The sequence below is a fragment of the Klebsiella sp. RIT-PI-d genome, from assembly GCF_001187865.1.
Lineage (GTDB): Bacteria > Pseudomonadota > Gammaproteobacteria > Enterobacterales > Enterobacteriaceae > Superficieibacter.
In genome coordinates this window covers 512,187-527,291 of record NZ_LGIT01000003.1, presented here as the reverse complement: position 1 = coordinate 527,291, position 15,105 = coordinate 512,187, and the positions used below count along the sequence as shown (strand labels likewise).

The 15,105-nt window shown below is 51.9% G+C and carries 20 protein-coding genes; 14 read left to right on the top strand and 6 right to left on the bottom strand.

Translation table 11 applies throughout. The annotated features are described in order from the left end of the window. Nucleotides 1–6: 6 nt before the first annotated feature. Nucleotides 7–738, top strand: coding sequence for a 23S rRNA (guanosine(2251)-2'-O)-methyltransferase RlmB (gene rlmB, locus AC791_RS02930; RefSeq protein WP_049838985.1), 732 nt, complete (start codon nt 7–9; stop codon nt 736–738). A gap of 122 nt (nt 739–860) precedes the next feature. On the opposite strand, the gene yjfN is transcribed toward rlmB, so the two are convergent. After that, the gene (gene yjfN / locus AC791_RS02925; protein ID WP_049838984.1) at nt 861–1,124 is read right to left on the bottom strand and encodes a DUF1471 family protease activator YjfN; all 264 of its coding nucleotides are present in this window, start codon (nt 1,122–1,124) and stop codon (nt 861–863) included. Between the two features lie 146 nt (nt 1,125–1,270). Next, a complete protein-coding gene (gene bsmA / locus AC791_RS02920) occupies nt 1,271–1,582 on the bottom strand; it encodes a biofilm peroxide resistance protein BsmA (protein ID WP_049838983.1) in 312 nt (103 codons plus the stop codon). 205 nt (nt 1,583–1,787) lie between these two features. Here bsmA and yjfP point away from each other — a divergent pair, with 205 nt between their 5' ends. Beyond that, complete coding sequence (gene yjfP / locus AC791_RS02915; RefSeq protein ID WP_049838982.1) at nt 1,788–2,507, top strand: esterase; 720 nt, start codon at nt 1,788–1,790, stop codon at nt 2,505–2,507. On the opposite strand, the gene ulaR is transcribed toward yjfP, so the two are convergent. After that, nucleotides 2,504–3,262 (bottom strand): HTH-type transcriptional regulator UlaR, encoded by a 759-nt coding sequence (ulaR, locus tag AC791_RS02910; protein ID WP_049838981.1) that lies wholly within the window; start codon nt 3,260–3,262, stop codon nt 2,504–2,506. The two genes, yjfP and ulaR, sit on opposite strands and share 4 nt — an antisense overlap. A gap of 120 nt (nt 3,263–3,382) precedes the next feature. Next, nucleotides 3,383–4,447, bottom strand: coding sequence for an L-ascorbate 6-phosphate lactonase (gene ulaG, locus AC791_RS02905; RefSeq protein WP_049838980.1), 1,065 nt, complete (start codon nt 4,445–4,447; stop codon nt 3,383–3,385). Between the two features lie 357 nt (nt 4,448–4,804). Between ulaG and ulaA the strand changes: the two genes are divergently transcribed. The 10 genes from ulaA (at nt 4,805) to rplI (ending at nt 10,989) form a co-directional block, all read left to right on the top strand. Beyond that, entirely contained in the window at nt 4,805–6,205 is a 1,401-nt protein-coding gene (gene ulaA / locus AC791_RS02900; RefSeq protein ID WP_049838979.1) for a PTS ascorbate transporter subunit IIC, read from the top strand. Between the two features lie 11 nt (nt 6,206–6,216). Further along, nucleotides 6,217–6,522: a PTS ascorbate transporter subunit IIB gene (gene ulaB, locus AC791_RS02895; RefSeq protein ID WP_049838978.1), complete on the top strand. Its 306-nt coding sequence runs from the start codon at nt 6,217–6,219 to the stop codon at nt 6,520–6,522. Between the two features lie 9 nt (nt 6,523–6,531). Further along, nucleotides 6,532–6,999, top strand: a complete 468-nt coding sequence (gene ulaC / locus AC791_RS02890) for a PTS ascorbate transporter subunit IIA (RefSeq protein ID WP_049838977.1) — start codon at nt 6,532–6,534, stop codon at nt 6,997–6,999. Nucleotides 7,000–7,011: 12 nt separating this feature from the next. Continuing rightward, the gene (ulaD, locus tag AC791_RS02885; protein ID WP_049838976.1) at nt 7,012–7,662 is read left to right on the top strand and encodes a 3-keto-L-gulonate-6-phosphate decarboxylase UlaD; all 651 of its coding nucleotides are present in this window, start codon (nt 7,012–7,014) and stop codon (nt 7,660–7,662) included. A 9-nt stretch (nt 7,663–7,671) separates the two neighbouring features. After that, complete coding sequence (locus AC791_RS02880) at nt 7,672–8,526, top strand: L-ribulose-5-phosphate 3-epimerase (protein ID WP_049838975.1); 855 nt, start codon at nt 7,672–7,674, stop codon at nt 8,524–8,526. After that, nucleotides 8,526–9,212 carry an L-ribulose-5-phosphate 4-epimerase gene (locus AC791_RS02875; RefSeq protein ID WP_049838974.1) on the top strand — a complete coding sequence of 229 codons (687 nt, stop codon included), beginning with the start codon at nt 8,526–8,528 and terminating at the stop codon, nt 9,210–9,212. Before AC791_RS02880 ends, AC791_RS02875 begins: the two co-directional genes overlap by 1 nt. A gap of 337 nt (nt 9,213–9,549) precedes the next feature. Beyond that, complete coding sequence (gene rpsF, locus AC791_RS02870) at nt 9,550–9,945, top strand: 30S ribosomal protein S6 (protein WP_049838973.1); 396 nt, start codon at nt 9,550–9,552, stop codon at nt 9,943–9,945. A gap of 6 nt (nt 9,946–9,951) precedes the next feature. Then, on the top strand, nt 9,952–10,266 hold the full coding sequence (gene priB, locus AC791_RS02865; protein WP_049838972.1) for a primosomal replication protein N: 315 nt from the start codon (nt 9,952–9,954) through the stop codon (nt 10,264–10,266). 4 nt (nt 10,267–10,270) lie between these two features. Next, entirely contained in the window at nt 10,271–10,498 is a 228-nt protein-coding gene (rpsR, locus tag AC791_RS02860; RefSeq protein ID WP_000135199.1) for a 30S ribosomal protein S18, read from the top strand. Nucleotides 10,499–10,539: 41 nt separating this feature from the next. Beyond that, nucleotides 10,540–10,989 carry a 50S ribosomal protein L9 gene (rplI, locus tag AC791_RS02855; protein WP_049838971.1) on the top strand — a complete coding sequence of 150 codons (450 nt, stop codon included), beginning with the start codon at nt 10,540–10,542 and terminating at the stop codon, nt 10,987–10,989. A 99-nt stretch (nt 10,990–11,088) separates the two neighbouring features. On the opposite strand, the gene AC791_RS02850 is transcribed toward rplI, so the two are convergent. Further along, nucleotides 11,089–11,724 (bottom strand): OapA family protein, encoded by a 636-nt coding sequence (locus AC791_RS02850; protein WP_049838970.1) that lies wholly within the window; start codon nt 11,722–11,724, stop codon nt 11,089–11,091. Between the two features lie 228 nt (nt 11,725–11,952). On the opposite strand from AC791_RS02850, the gene fklB reads away from it, so the two are divergent. Both fklB and cycA read left to right on the top strand, forming a co-directional pair. Continuing rightward, nucleotides 11,953–12,573, top strand: a complete 621-nt coding sequence (gene fklB / locus AC791_RS02845) for an FKBP-type peptidyl-prolyl cis-trans isomerase (RefSeq protein ID WP_049838969.1) — start codon at nt 11,953–11,955, stop codon at nt 12,571–12,573. A 307-nt stretch (nt 12,574–12,880) separates the two neighbouring features. Beyond that, complete coding sequence (gene cycA, locus AC791_RS02840; protein WP_049838968.1) at nt 12,881–14,293, top strand: D-serine/D-alanine/glycine transporter; 1,413 nt, start codon at nt 12,881–12,883, stop codon at nt 14,291–14,293. Nucleotides 14,294–14,378: 85 nt separating this feature from the next. Here the strand turns inward: cycA and ytfE are convergent, their stop codons facing one another. After that, nucleotides 14,379–15,041 carry an iron-sulfur cluster repair protein YtfE gene (gene ytfE, locus AC791_RS02835; protein WP_049838967.1) on the bottom strand — a complete coding sequence of 221 codons (663 nt, stop codon included), beginning with the start codon at nt 15,039–15,041 and terminating at the stop codon, nt 14,379–14,381. Between the last annotated feature and the right edge of the window lie 64 nt (nt 15,042–15,105).

The following is a 15,105-nucleotide window of genomic DNA, read 5'->3' as shown; positions in this document are numbered from 1 at the left end:
CCTTTGATGAGTGAAATGATCTACGGCATCCATGCGGTGCAGGCACTGCTGGAGCGCGCTCCGGAGCGTTTTCAGGAAGTTTTCATCCTGAAAGGACGTGAAGACAAACGTCTGCTGCCGCTTATTCACGCGCTTGAAGCCCAGGGCGTAGTGATCCAGCTGGCTAACCGCCAGTACCTGGATGAAAAAAGCGAAGGCGCAGTGCATCAGGGGATCATTGCACGCGTGAAGCCGGGACGTCAGTATCAGGAAAACGATCTGCCGGAACTGATCGCCTCTCTTGAGCAGCCTTTCTTTTTGATCCTTGATGGCGTTACCGATCCACATAACCTCGGTGCCTGCCTGCGTAGCGCCGATGCTGCTGGCGTTCACGCCGTTATCGTGCCTCGGGATCGCTCCGCGCAGCTTAATGCAACGGCTAAAAAAGTGGCCTGTGGCGCAGCAGAAAATGTGCCGCTGATCCGGGTGACTAACCTGGCGCGCACCATGCGTTTGTTGCAGGAAGAGAATATCTGGATCGTCGGAACGGCGGGTGAAGCGGATCATACGCTTTATCAAAGCAAAATGACCGGCCCGCTGGCGCTGGTCATGGGCGCGGAAGGCGAAGGTATGCGCCGTCTGACTCGCGAACATTGCGATGAACTGATTAGTATTCCAATGGCGGGCAGCGTGTCATCGCTTAACGTCTCGGTCGCGACCGGTATTTGCCTGTTTGAAGCCGTACGTCAGCGCGGTTAATACTCGTGCAATAACAAATCCGGTGGCAGATGTTAACGAGGCAGTAGATCGTTAAACTGTGCCGGATTATCTTCAGACTCGTTCAGATCACTACAAGCGTCGGTACTCTGTCCGCGTCCGTATCAGGCGTAAAGGATAGCCCGGACTCGCCAGTTATCCGGATTCTGCTCCTCATACATCTGGACAATGCGATACCAGGATGCTCCCTGCTCATCTGCTTTACGCGCAACGACACGCTCAACGTCCTGCGGATTGCCAATAATATTGTTTACCGAAATCAGGCCAATTTCGTTGAGTCCGGTAACACAATCCGCGCTGGCAAATTCAGCCGACTGCGCCGATCTACCAACAAATTTTAATGAGGGCAAAGCAAAAGTTCGTTTCATTCTTCGCTCCTTGTCACACCACCCCAACGTTTAGCGAGACGCTCCGCTGCGAGTATTGATCCTGTCATCCAGCTGCAAATAATTTTGGCCAGGAGTTTGTGAATGGACGCAAAGCAGTGTAAAAATCAATAAAGAGTTATCACCTCTTATTTACGATAAAGAATTGCCTGAGAATACCACTGGCCCGGGAATACGGTGTCATCAATCATAATAATCACATAGTAATCCGCTTTGGCCGCAATGGCCTTCTTCTCTATCGCGTCCTCTGCATCCATGGGTGAGCCATAAACCATCGCGCTAACTGTTCCCATCCGCTGTAATCCTTCGGTCTGATTACGCTGGATCTCCTGAGGAGCCTGGGTAACCGGCGGCGGCGCTTTTGGCGTACCTTCCAGCACGCTACAGCCGCTCAACAGTGTTATCAGTATTAACGGGGCCATACGGCGCATAAGTTTCATAACGTGTCTCCTGATAACGCTAGTGTAGTGGGAAACCGCTCTGCATTGAGGGGAATGTTCCCAATTTGTTACCTGTACCGCTATTTTCGAATGAAAAAAAGTGAGAAACGTAAGCAATATCTCAACCTTGCTGTGCACAGGCTTTTTCTGCAGCTTGCTTAACGGCCAGCCGCGTGGCATACCAGATTAAAAGAGGAGAGGGCAGATGATTGAACTTGATGTGCGTATGCTGGCAAATAATGAAATATTACAGGCTTTTCCCGCAGGAAAAGGGAATCAGCCTTTGCCTTGTATTGTGTTTTATCACGGTTTTACCTCTTCAAAGCTGGTGTACAGCTATTTTGCCGTCGCGCTGGCGCAGGCCGGGTTCCGCGTGGTGATGCCAGATGCCAGCGAGCATGGCGCGCGCTATAACGGTGATGAACAGGCGCGAATGGGGCATTTCTGGCAAATATTGCAGGAGAATTTCCACGAATTCAGCGATCTACGTACTGCTATTGTCCAGCAGGGTTGGGTGGACGGGCAGCGTCTGGCGGTGGCTGGCGCATCGATGGGCGGAATGACGGCACTGGGGCTAATGACGCAGTATCCGGATATCGCCTGCGTCGCCAGCCTGATGGGGTCGGGCTATCTCAGTCAGCTCTCACACACGCTATTCCCTGCACCTGACACTGATTTTTCGGCTCAGCTTGCGCGTTGGGATGTCACGCAGCAGCTGCCTGCACTGGCAAATCGACCTTTGCTGCTCTGGCACGGTGAAGATGACGATGTTGTTCCGCCTGATGATACGCTGCGCCTGCAGCAGGCTCTGACACAAAGCGGACTGGATCAAAATCTGACCTGCTGCTGGCAGGCTGGCGTTCGTCACCGAATTACGCCAGAAGCGTTATCCTGCACTGTCGACTTCTTTCGCCAGCATCTTTAAACACAGGTCACTTTTACGCCCTGATCCTGAAGCTTTTTCAGGATCTCCGGATCGGCATTTTTGCCCGTAATTAGCTGGTCAATCTGTGCAGCCTGGCTAAACAGCATTCCCGCGCGCTCGCCGACTTTGCTGCTGTCTACGACCACCACCAGTTTACCCACGACGTTGAGCATTTTCTGCTCCGCCATTGCGGTCAGCATATCCGTCTTATACAGCCCTTCGGCGGTTAGCCCTTTGCCGCTGGTAAACATCCAGTGTCCGGCGTACAGGCTGTTTTCGTTATCCTGAGGGCTAAGCGTAATAGAGTGGCTCTTATTATACTGACCGCCCATGATAATCACGCTTTCGTGCTCCTGGTCGATGAGATAGTTAGCCAGAGGCAGGTAATTAGTAATGATTTGTACTGGCTTACCGCACATTTCATGGCCGAGCAAAAAAGCCGTTGAGCCGCAGTTAATGACCACGCTTTCGCCCGGGTTTACCAGTTGCGCTGCGGCTCTGGCAATGCGCACTTTCTCATCATGATGCTGGGCCTGATGAATGTTTCTGGGCGACCAGCGTGGACGCTGCTGCTGATTAATGGCTTCAGCACCATTGCGGACTTTTTTTAATTTGCCGCTTTCATCAAGTTTATTAATATCACGGCGTGCGGTTGCCGGAGAAATCCCAAGCCGGGCAATAACCTGTTCTACTGTCACAAAGCCAGTGTGGGCCAATAGATCGAGTAAAATTTGATGTCTTTGCGCTTCCGTCATGAGCCGTTCCGATTAAAAATGATAATTAAAGATAATATTTGAAATAGCATGAAATTGCTAAGTGTTCGTCGAAAGACCGCTTAAAAAAACGCTGCTTAAAGCAGCGTCTTATCAGCAACATTACAGGAAAGATTTGAACGGCAAATCAGGCTCTATAGTGAAGCAGTCGTCAAAGCCGCGCGGATAATGATACTCAAAGTTGTCTTTATCCAGAGGCCAGGTAAATTTACCGCCAACCTGCCAGATAAACGGTTTGAAACCGTACTTCAGACGATCTTTTTTCATCTCCCACAGTACCCGAAGTTCCTGCGGGTCAGCCTGGAAGTTTGACCAGATATCATGATGAAACGGAATAACCACTTTGGCGTTTAACGCTTCGCCCATGCGCAGCATGTCAACGCTGGTCATTTTATCGGTAATACCACGCGGATTTTCGCCGTAAGAGCCTAATGCTACATCAATCTGATGCTCGTTACCGTGCTTCGCGTAGTAGTTGGAATAATGGGAATCGCCGCTGTGATACAGAGAGCCGCCCGGCGTTTTGAACAGATAGTTTACGGCGCGCTCGTCCATGCCGCCTGGCAGCACGCCCGCCGCGTGTTGATCGGCTGGCAACGTGATTAATGCAGTGCGATCAAACGCGTCCAGCGCGTGGATTTCGACGTCTTTAATTTTCACAACGTCGCCAGGCTTCATGACGATGCAACGCTCTTTTGGCACGCCCCAGCCAATCCATAAATCGACACAGGTCTGCGGTCCGATAAACGGCACGTCGTCTGCACAATTTTGCATCACGGCAGCGGCCACGTTTACGTCGATATGATCGTTATGATCGTGCGTCGACAGTACAGCGTCAATCTGACGAATAGCGAACGGATCGAGGACGAAAGGCGTGGTACGCAGATTTGGCTGGAGTTTCTGTACGCCCGCCATACGCTGCATCTGATGGCCTTTTTTCATGAGCGGATTGCCGTGGCTCTGTTTGCCTGTGCCGCACCAGAAATCAACGCAGATATTGGCACCACCTTCAGATTTGAGCCAGATACCGGTACAGCCCAGCCACCACATGGCGAAGGTCCCCGGTGCGACCTGTTCCTGTTCAATTTCTTCATTCAACCAGCTCCCCCATTCCGGGAACGTGTTGAGGATCCATGATTCACGGGTAATGGTTTCAACCTTACTCATTGTACCGCTCCTGTTTTCATAATAAATCATTTTGTGATTACGATTGATTTATAGTGACAGCAAGAAATCATCATTGCAATGCAAAAAATCCAATTTTCTACCTGTTCTCACCTCCTGAATCAATTGTTAACCGTATGTTTCATCGTTATTCTAATTGCATTTAAATATCTATATTAATGATTTTATTGGATTTTAATGTTTGTATCGCAAAGTATTACATCTGGACAGGAAATAAAGTGCGGGATGTGTCACAAATAATCAAATACAATCTTTTAGTGATTATTCTTGATTGCTAGAGTGACGACACATCACGCACTACGTCTGCAACACGTTGTGCTCGTACATCTGGAGAGCGCTATGGAGATCCTCTACAACATCTTTACCGTCTTCTTTAATCAGGTTATGACCAATGCGCCGTTGTTATTGGGTATTGTGACGTGCCTGGGTTACATCCTGCTGCGTAAAAGCGTTAGCGTAATTATTAAAGGCACCATCAAAACGATTATTGGGTTTATGTTGTTGCAGGCAGGCTCCGGCATCCTGACCAGCACGTTTAAACCTGTGGTCGCTAAAATGTCCGAGGTTTATGGCATTAACGGCGCAATTTCAGACACCTACGCTTCTATGATGGCCACTATAGAGCGCATGGGCGATGCCTACAGCTGGGTGGGATATGCCGTACTCCTGGCACTGGCGCTGAACATTTGTTATGTGCTTCTGCGTCGGATCACCGGGATCCGCACCATCATGTTGACCGGGCACATTATGTTCCAGCAGGCCGGGCTGATCGCAGTGTTCTTCTATATTGCTGGCTACTCAATGTGGACCACCATTATTTTTACCGCCGTCCTGGTGTCGCTGTACTGGGGGATCACCTCAAACATGATGTACAAACCAACCCAGGATGTGACGGATGGCTGCGGCTTCTCAATTGGTCACCAGCAGCAGTTTGCTGCCTGGATTGCCTGCAAAGTGGCGCCATTGCTGGGTAAAAAAGAAGAGAGCGTTGAAGAGCTCAAAATGCCGGGATGGCTGAACATCTTCCACGACAACATCGTTTCTACCGCGATCGTGATGACCATTTTCTTCGGCGCGATCCTGCTCTCCTTTGGTGTGGATGTTGTGCAGGCGATGGCGGGTAAAACCCACTGGACGATTTATATCCTGCAAACCGGCTTCTCGTTCGCGGTGGCAATTTTCATCATCACCCAGGGCGTGCGGATGTTCGTTGCCGAACTGTCCGAAGCATTTAACGGTATCTCCCAGCGCCTGATCCCGGGGGCCGTGCTGGCGATTGACTGTGCAGCTATTTATAGCTTCGCACCTAACGCCGTCGTCTGGGGCTTTATGTGGGGCACAATCGGTCAGCTGATTGCCGTCGGTATTCTGGTGGGTTGTGGCTCATCAATCCTGATTATTCCAGGCTTTATTCCTATGTTCTTCTCTAACGCCACCATTGGTGTCTTCGCCAACCACTTTGGCGGATGGCGTGCCGCGCTCAAGATTTGCCTGGTGATGGGCATGATTGAAATCTTCGGCTGCGTATGGGCGGTAAAACTGACGGGAATGAGTGCATGGATGGGCATGGCGGACTGGTCAATTCTGGCACCGCCGATGATGCAGGGCTTCGCCTCCATTGGCGCCGTGTTTATGGCCGTCATCATCGTTATTGCTCTCGCTTACATGGTCTTCGCAGGACGCGCGCTGCGTGCTGAAGAAGATGCAGAAAAACAACTGGCAGAAACCTCTGCTCAATAAGGAGTTTGATTATGACCGTACGTATTCTGGCCGTATGTGGTAACGGACAAGGTAGTTCCATGATCATGAAAATGAAGGTGGACCAGTTCCTGACCCAGTCGAAAATTGATCATAGCGTGAACAGCTGTGCCGTCGGTGAATATAAAAGTGAATTGAGTGGCGCGGATATCATCATTGCTTCCACCCATATCGCCGGTGAAATCACCGTCACGGGTAACAAGTATGTCGTGGGTGTGCGCAATATGCTATCGCCTGCCGATTTCGGACCAAAACTGCTGGAAGTGATCAAAGAACATTTCCCGCACGATATGCAGTAAGGGGGCGCCATGAAACTACGTGATTCGCTGGCAGAAAATAACTCTATTCTACTGCAGGCCGATGCCAGTACCTGGCAGGAAGCGGTGAAGTTAAGCGTTGATTTACTGGTCAAAGCCGATGTGGTTGAACCGCGTTACTACCAGGCCATTCTGGACGGTGTGGCACAACACGGACCCTATTTCGTTATTGCGCCGGGGCTGGCAATGCCGCACGGCCGGCCGGAAGAAGGTGTGAAAAAAACGGGCTTTGCGCTGGTAACGCTAAAAACGCCGCTGGTGTTTAACCATGAAGACAACGACCCGGTCGATATCCTGATCACCATGGCGGCGGTAGATGCCAACACGCACCAGGAAGTGGGCATTATGCAAATCGTCAATCTGTTTGAAGATGAAGCCAACTTCGACCGTTTACGTGCCTGCCGCACCACCCAGGACGTTCTCGATTTAATTGACCGCACTACTGCGGCATCCGCTTAAGAGGGAATTTACATGTCACTACCTATGTTGCAGGTTGCGCTTGATAACCAGTCAATGTCTTCTGCCTATGAAACGACCCGCCTGATTGCGGAAGAGGTGGATATTATAGAAGTTGGTACGATCCTTTGCGTTGCGGAAGGCGTGCGCGCCGTACGCGATTTGAAAGCGCTATACCCGCATAAAATTGTGCTGGCAGACGCCAAAATTGCTGATGCAGGCAAAATTCTTTCTCGTATGTGCTTTGAGGCTAACGCTGACTGGATCACCGTCATTTGCTGTGCTGACATCAACACCGCCAAAGGCGCGCTGGATGTGTCAAAAGAGTTTAATGGCGATGTTCAAATTGAACTGACCGGCTACTGGACCTGGGAACAGGCGGCCGAGTGGCGTGCAGCCGGAATTCAGCAGGTGGTTTATCACCGCAGTCGTGATGCACAGGCCGCAGGAGTAGCATGGGGTGAAGCCGATATCACCGCTATCAAACGTCTGTCTGATATGGGCTTCAAAGTCACCGTTACTGGCGGCCTGGCGCTGGAAGATTTACCGCTGTTTGCGGGCATTCCGATCCACGTCTTTATTGCCGGTCGTAGCATCCGTGATGCCGCTTCCCCGGTAGAAGCCGCACGCCAGTTCAAACGCTCTATCGCCCAACTCTGGGGCTAAGGAGCGGTTATGCTGTCGAAACCGATCCCGCTGGGGATCTACGAAAAAGCGCTCCCCGCCGGGGAGTGCTGGCTGGAACGCCTGCGGCTGGCAAAAACGCTGGAGTTCGATTTTGTTGAGATGTCTGTCGATGAAACCGACGAGCGCCTGTCGCGCCTTGACTGGACCCGTGAGCAGCGCCTGGCGCTGGTGAATGCGATTGCGGAAACGGGCGTACGCGTGCCTTCTATGTGTCTCAGCGCCCATCGTCGTTTTCCGCTGGGTAGCGAAGATGATGCTGTGCGTGCAGAAGGGCTGGAGATCATGCGTAAAGCCATCACTTTTGCGCAGGATGTCGGGATCCGCGTTATCCAGCTTGCCGGATACGACGTTTACTATCAGCAGGCCAATAATGAAACGCGCCGCCGTTTTCGTGACGGGCTGAAAGAGAGCGTTGAAATGGCGAGCCGTGCCCAGGTGACGCTGGCCATGGAAATCATGGATTATCCGCTGATGAATTCAATCAGTAAGGCACTTGGCTATGCCCACTACCTTAATAATCCGTGGTTCCAGCTTTATCCTGACATCGGTAATTTGTCGGCGTGGGATAACGACGTGCAAATGGAATTGCAGGCCGGTAAAGGGCATATCGTCGCGGTACATGTCAAAGATACGAAACCCGGCGTGTTTAAAAACGTGCCGTTTGGTGAAGGTATTGTGGATTTTGAGCGCTGTTTTGCAACGCTCAAAGAAACAGGCTATTGCGGACCATACCTGATTGAGATGTGGAGCGAAACGTCTGACGATCCGATGCGGGAAGTGGTGAAAGCTCGCGACTGGGTGAAAACCCGTATGGCACGCGCCGGTCTTGGGGAGGCAGCATAATGCAAACGCTAAAGCAGCAGGTATTTGATGCCAATATGGATTTGCCGCGCTACGGTCTGGTGACCTTTACCTGGGGCAATGTCAGCGCCATCGATCGCAAGCGTGGACTGATGGTGATTAAGCCCAGCGGTGTCGCCTATGAAACCATGAAAGCGGATGACATGGTGGTGGTCGATATGAGTGGCAAAGTGGTAGAAGGGCGCTATCGTCCGTCCTCCGATACGGCTACTCATCTGGCGCTGTATCAACGTTACCCGTCATTGGGTGGGGTGGTGCATACTCACTCGACGCATGCGACGGCGTGGGCGCAGGCAGGGCTGGCAATCCCGGCGCTCGGGACTACGCACGCGGATTACTTCTTCGGCAACATTCCCTGCACCAGGGCATTACGCGAAGAGGAAGTTCAGGGCGAATACGAGCTGAATACCGGCAAGGTGATTATCGAAACCGTTGCTGACGCTGAACCGCTGCATACCCCTGGCATTGTGGTGTATCAGCACGGCCCGTTTGCATGGGGGAAAGATGCCCATGATGCCGTGCATAATGCTGTCGTTATGGAGGAGGTGGCCAAAATGGCGTGGATCGCGCGGGGGATTAACCCGGCTCTGCACCCGATTGACGGCTATCTGATGAATAAGCACTTCATGCGCAAACATGGTCCAGACGCCTACTACGGGCAGAAGTAAACATTATGCTCCGGAATTTGTACTCCCACGGGATGTTACTGGTCGGGTTCCGGAGCATTCTTTAATGATGACCCACCATAAAGACCGCTATTTCTTTTAGTCTGGTAGCGTTTTTTTAAGGTGAACGCGTCAAACCCGCCTGCTTTTAACATCGGCAACGATCGCCCTCGCACGTCCGCACGCGTTGTGCAAACTTTATGTGCAATTCGCTTGAGTTTATTGGGGGGCGCTAGTACTATGACGCGTCATTTTTCGGCCGACCTTTAACACGTTCCTTGCCTCCATGGGCCTCGGCTGACCCAGACAGGAGGCTGAATAATCCGTAAGGAGCAATTCGATGCGTCATTACGAAATCGTTTTTATGGTCCATCCTGACCAGAGCGAACAGGTTCCGGGCATGATCGAACGCTACACTGGTGCAATCACTGCAGCAGAAGGCACGATCCACCGTCTGGAAGACTGGGGCCGCCGTCAGCTGGCTTACCCGATCAACAAACTGCACAAAGCACACTACGTTCTGCTGAACGTTGAAGCGCCGCAGGAAGTGATCGATGAGCTGGAAACAAACTTCCGCTTCAACGATGCCGTTATCCGTAGCATGGTAATGCGTACTAAAAACGCGGTTACCGAAGCATCTCCGATGGTTAAAGCGAAAGACGAGCGCCGTGAGCGTCGCGATGATTTCGCAAACGAAACCGCAGATGATGCTGATGCTGGGGATTCTGAAGAGTAATTTCTGATGACCAACCGTCTGGTGTTGTCCGGCACCGTGTGCAGGATGCCCCTTCGAAAGGTCAGCCCATCAGGAATTCCTCATTGCCAGTTCGTGCTTGAGCATCGTTCTGTGCAGGAGGAAGCCGGTTTTCACCGGCAGGCGTGGTGCCAAATGCCCGTTATTATTAGCGGACACGAAAACCAGGCCATTACTCACAGTATAACGGTCGGTAGCGCAGTAATCGTTCAGGGGTTCATTTCTTGCCACAAGGCAAAGAACGGCCTGAGCAAAATGGTTCTGCATGCCGAGCAGATTGAATTGATAGATTCTGGAGACTAGCCATATGGCACGTTATTTCCGTCGTCGCAAGTTCTGCCGTTTCACCGCGGAAGGCGTTCAAGAGATTGACTATAAAGACATCGCTACGCTGAAAAACTACATCACCGAAAGCGGTAAGATTGTCCCGAGCCGTATCACCGGTACCCGTGCAAAATATCAGCGTCAGCTGGCTCGCGCAATCAAACGCGCTCGCTACCTGTCCCTGCTGCCGTACACTGATCGTCATCAGTAATCGGTCACGGTCCATTAATACGACTTTGAGAGGATAAGGTAATGCAAGTTATTCTGCTTGATAAAGTAGCAAACCTGGGTAGCCTGGGTGATCAGGTTAACGTTAAAGCGGGTTATGCTCGTAACTTCCTGGTACCGCAGGGTAAAGCTGTTCCTGCTACCAAGAAAAACGTTGAATTTTTCGAAGGCCGTCGCGCTGAACTGGAAGCCAAACTGGCTGACGTTCTGGCTGCTGCCAATGCACGTGCTGAGAAAATCAACGCACTGGAAACCGTCACCATCGCGTCCAAATCTGGCGACGAAGGTAAACTGTTCGGTTCCATCGGTACTCGCGACATCGCTGACGCTGTAACTGCAGCTGGCGTTGACGTAGCTAAGAGCGAAGTTCGTTTACCGAACGGCGTTCTGCGTACCACTGGCGCACACGAAGTGGACTTCCAGGTTCACAGCGAAGTGTTCGCTAAGCTGACTGTAAACGTAGTTGCAGAATAAGTTTTTATTCTGAAATACGCGTAAAAACGCCGACCCTGGGTCGGCGTTTTGCTTTTCTGACGTGTGCTTCGGTGCGTACTGCACGGAAGATCCTGCTTATTATTGCGCGCGGATAAAATTCCCGTCCGGCTGGCGAGTAAACAACGCCTGCTGCCCGTTGCCCATATCAATTGTCAAACCGGTTACCACACCGCTGGCGTTTTGCCGGATCTTCACCATCTGACCCGATTGCAGCGTACTAAGCGGCTTGCCTGCACCCTCGACCTTCGCCATGGCATACACATCCGTTGGTGGAAGATTATGATCGCGGAATACCTGCGCCAGCGTTTTACCTGCGCCAACGCGATAAGCGCGCCACTGCTGGTCAATACCGGGTGTTGATGCTTGCTGTGTGTTCTCCGGCTGCGTCTGAACCTGTACCTGGTCGTCTGGCAGCTCCTGAATAGGCTCCGGCTCTACAGGAGCCACTGCGCCAGGATCGTTAGACGGCGCGACCAGCTGGGTCGGCATTGGCTGTTGCTGCGGCGAAGTCTGAAGATCCAGCTGTGCGTCGCGCGTAACCGGCTGAGAGGCCGTGTCGTCGCCGGACGGTAGCAGGAAGCCAATAACCACCACCAGCGCAGCAATAATAATTCCCCGCCGATGCATCGGCGGGAGCGGGTCCATCAGGCGAAAGTGATCCGGTGCATACCAGATCCTCGCCAGGGTAGATTTTAGGTCAACGCGCCCGGGCATGGCTTTCCTCCTGCTCCGCATATTTTAATCCTGTTACATCAGTATAGTTGGCTAACTGTCTGATGTACGCAGTAAAGAAAGACTGGGCAACATCAGAATGGGAAAACGCCTGCTCGCATATTGTTTCTGTTTCAGTGCGATTTGTCATCATTCCTGCGACAAAGTTTTACCCGATGCGGCGTGACTGATATGCTGCCCGCTACTTAAACTGCATGAAAAGGAAAGACGATGACGACCCCAACTTTTGACACCATCGAAGCGCAGGCAAGTTACGGTATCGGTTTACAGGTAGGACAGCAGCTGAGCGAGTCTGGCCTGGAAGGGCTGCTGCCAGAAGCGCTGGTTGCGGGTATCGCCGATGCACTGGAAGGCAAACATCCGGCCGTACCCGTTGATGTTGTGCATCGTGCGCTGCGTGAAATTCATGAGCGTGCGGACGCCGTACGTCGCGAACGTTTCCAGTCAATGGCGGCAGATGGCGTTACGTATCTGGAAGAAAACGCGGCGCGTGAAGGCGTTAACAGCACCGAGTCTGGCTTACAGTTTCGCGTAATTACTCAGGGCGAAGGCGCTATTCCGTCACGCACCGATCACGTTCGCGTACACTACACCGGCAAACTGATTGACGGCTCGGTGTTTGACAGCTCTGTCGCGCGCGGTGAGCCGGCTGAATTCCCGGTAAATGGTGTGATCCCAGGCTGGATTGAAGCCCTGACTCTGATGCCGGTTGGCTCTAAATGGGAACTGACTATTCCGCAGAACCTGGCCTATGGCGAACGCGGCGCGGGTGCCTCTATTCCACCGTTCAGCACGCTGGTTTTTGAAGTCGAACTGCTGGAAATTCTGTAAATGTCATTTGCCCTCGTATGACGTCGTACGAGGGCGCTTTCAGTGCAAGATGCTTAAATCAGAACAATACTGGTGTTTTATCTTGCAAATACGTTCACTGAGTGTATTTTTGTGAGCTGTTTATCATTATCTCAGTGATATAACACTCAGTTTAAACATAAATTTAACATTAGCGCCATTTCCAGGTATTCATCCTGCCGATTCTTCCCTACTATCGATGGACCCTGTAACGGGAACGTCAAAAAAGACACATTAAAAGGCCATCAGAGCCTGAACAACACAGACAGGTACACAGGAAGATAATCACATGGTAGATCAAATAAAAACCGTTGCCGATGAACCGGCATCCGGCGAGCAGTCTCTGCGGCGTAATCTCACTAATCGACACATTCAACTTATTGCCATTGGTGGCGCAATCGGCACCGGCCTGTTTATGGGTTCCGGTAAAACCATTAGCCTTGCCGGACCGTCGATCATTTTTGTGTATATGATTATCGGTTTTATGCTGTTTTTCGTTATGCGAGCAATGGGTGAGTTGCTGCTGTCGAATCTCGAATACAAATCCTTCAGCGACTTTGCCGCGGATCTGCTTGGCCCGTGGGCTGGCTATTTTACCGGCTGGACCTACTGGTTCTGCTGGGTGGTGACCGGCATGGCCGACGTGGTGGCGATCACCGCCTATGCGCAGTTCTGGTTTCCCGGTCTGTCGGAATGGGTCGCTTCACTTGCGGTGATCCTGCTGCTGCTGGGACTAAATCTTGCCACGGTAAAAATGTTCGGCGAGATGGAATTCTGGTTTGCGATGATTAAAATCGTCGCCATCGTTGGTCTGATTATTGTGGGCCTGGTGATGGTCCTGATGCATTTTCAGTCGCCAACCGGCGTTGAAGCCTCCTTTACCCACTTGTGGGATAACGGCGGCTGGTTCCCGAAAGGCATTAGCGGATTCTTTGCCGGGTTCCAGATTGCTGTTTTTGCCTTCGTCGGCATTGAACTGGTCGGGACTACCGCTGCAGAAACTAAAGATCCCGAAAAATCCCTGCCGCGTGCCATTAATTCTATTCCGCTGCGCATCATCATGTTCTATGTGCTGGCCCTGATCGTCATTATGTCAGTGACGCCGTGGAACTCCGTAGTGCCGAATAAAAGCCCGTTTGTGGAACTGTTCGTGCTGGTGGGCTTGCCGGCAGCGGCGAGTATCATCAACTTTGTGGTGCTGACGTCGGCCGCCTCGTCGGCCAACAGCGGCGTATTTTCTACCAGCCGTATGCTGTTTGGCCTCGCGCAGGATGGCGTCGCGCCGAAAAGCTTCCGTAAACTGTCAAAACGCGCCGTTCCGGCAACCGGGCTGACCTTCTCCTGCGTCTGCCTGCTGGGCGGTGTAGTGCTGATTTACCTGAAGCCGGATGTGATCGCCGCCTTTACCCTGGTGACGACTGTCTCAGCGATCCTCTTTATGTTCGTCTGGACCATCATCATGTGTTCGTATCTGGTGTATCGTAAAAAACGCCCACATTTACATGCACAGTCAACATTCAAAATGCCGCTCGGCAGGCTGATGTGCTGGGTTTGTATGGCCTTTTTTGCGTTTGTGCTGGTTCTGTTGTCGCTGGAAGATGATACCCGTCAGGCGCTGATGGTGACGCCGCTGTGGTTCGTGGTACTGGGTGCGTTCTGGCTGTTGATGCGTAAAAAACGGCTGGCACGTTCAGGTCGTTAATACGGCTAAGTATTATAAAAAAGGCCGCTTTTAGGGCGGCCAGAAACGTCCATAAATGAAGGTGCCTCAGGGCACCTTTTTTATATTATTCGCCCGCCAGCGCGCGCGGGAATAACACGTTATTTTCGAGGCTGATATGCTCCATTAGATCATCGATCATCTCGTTGATGCCTTTATACATCGCTTTCCAGGTGGTACAGGCCTCCGCCGGCGGCGTCACATTCTGCGTTACATGCTTGATCACCTCGACCAGTTCGCCCGCGTCGTCATGCTCGCTTTCCATTACGGAAATCGGGCCTGCGGCCTGGCGGCCCATGCCTTGTTTGATCATCGGAAACAGGATCTGCTCCTCTTTCATCATGTGGCTGGATAATTCCTGATGCAGCGCGGTCAGGTATTTGGTCAGGCCGTGCGGGACGCCGGGTTTATCGGCATGAACGCGTTCCACTTTAGTCGCCTGAAGGATCAGCTCCGGCAGTTGCTCGCGGTGTCTGTCATGATAACGCACGATAATGTGATCGATGATGTCTGCCAGCGGCACAACGCGCCAGTCTTTTTCAATTGGCTGCTCAGCCAGCGCAGCCAGCTCGTCTTCGATAACCGCTACGTTAAGCTCTTTACGTTGTGCAGCGCGCGCCAGCGTCTGTTTGCCGCCGCAGCAATAATCCAGATCGTATTTACGAAACAGCGCGGAGGCGCGCGGAATAGAGAGCGCCAGCTCACCTAAAGCCTGGTCACGGTAGGTCATAGCAGTTACCTCATCATCAAAAATATAAGATGCATTTTAAATGCATCTTTAGTGAGAGGAAATA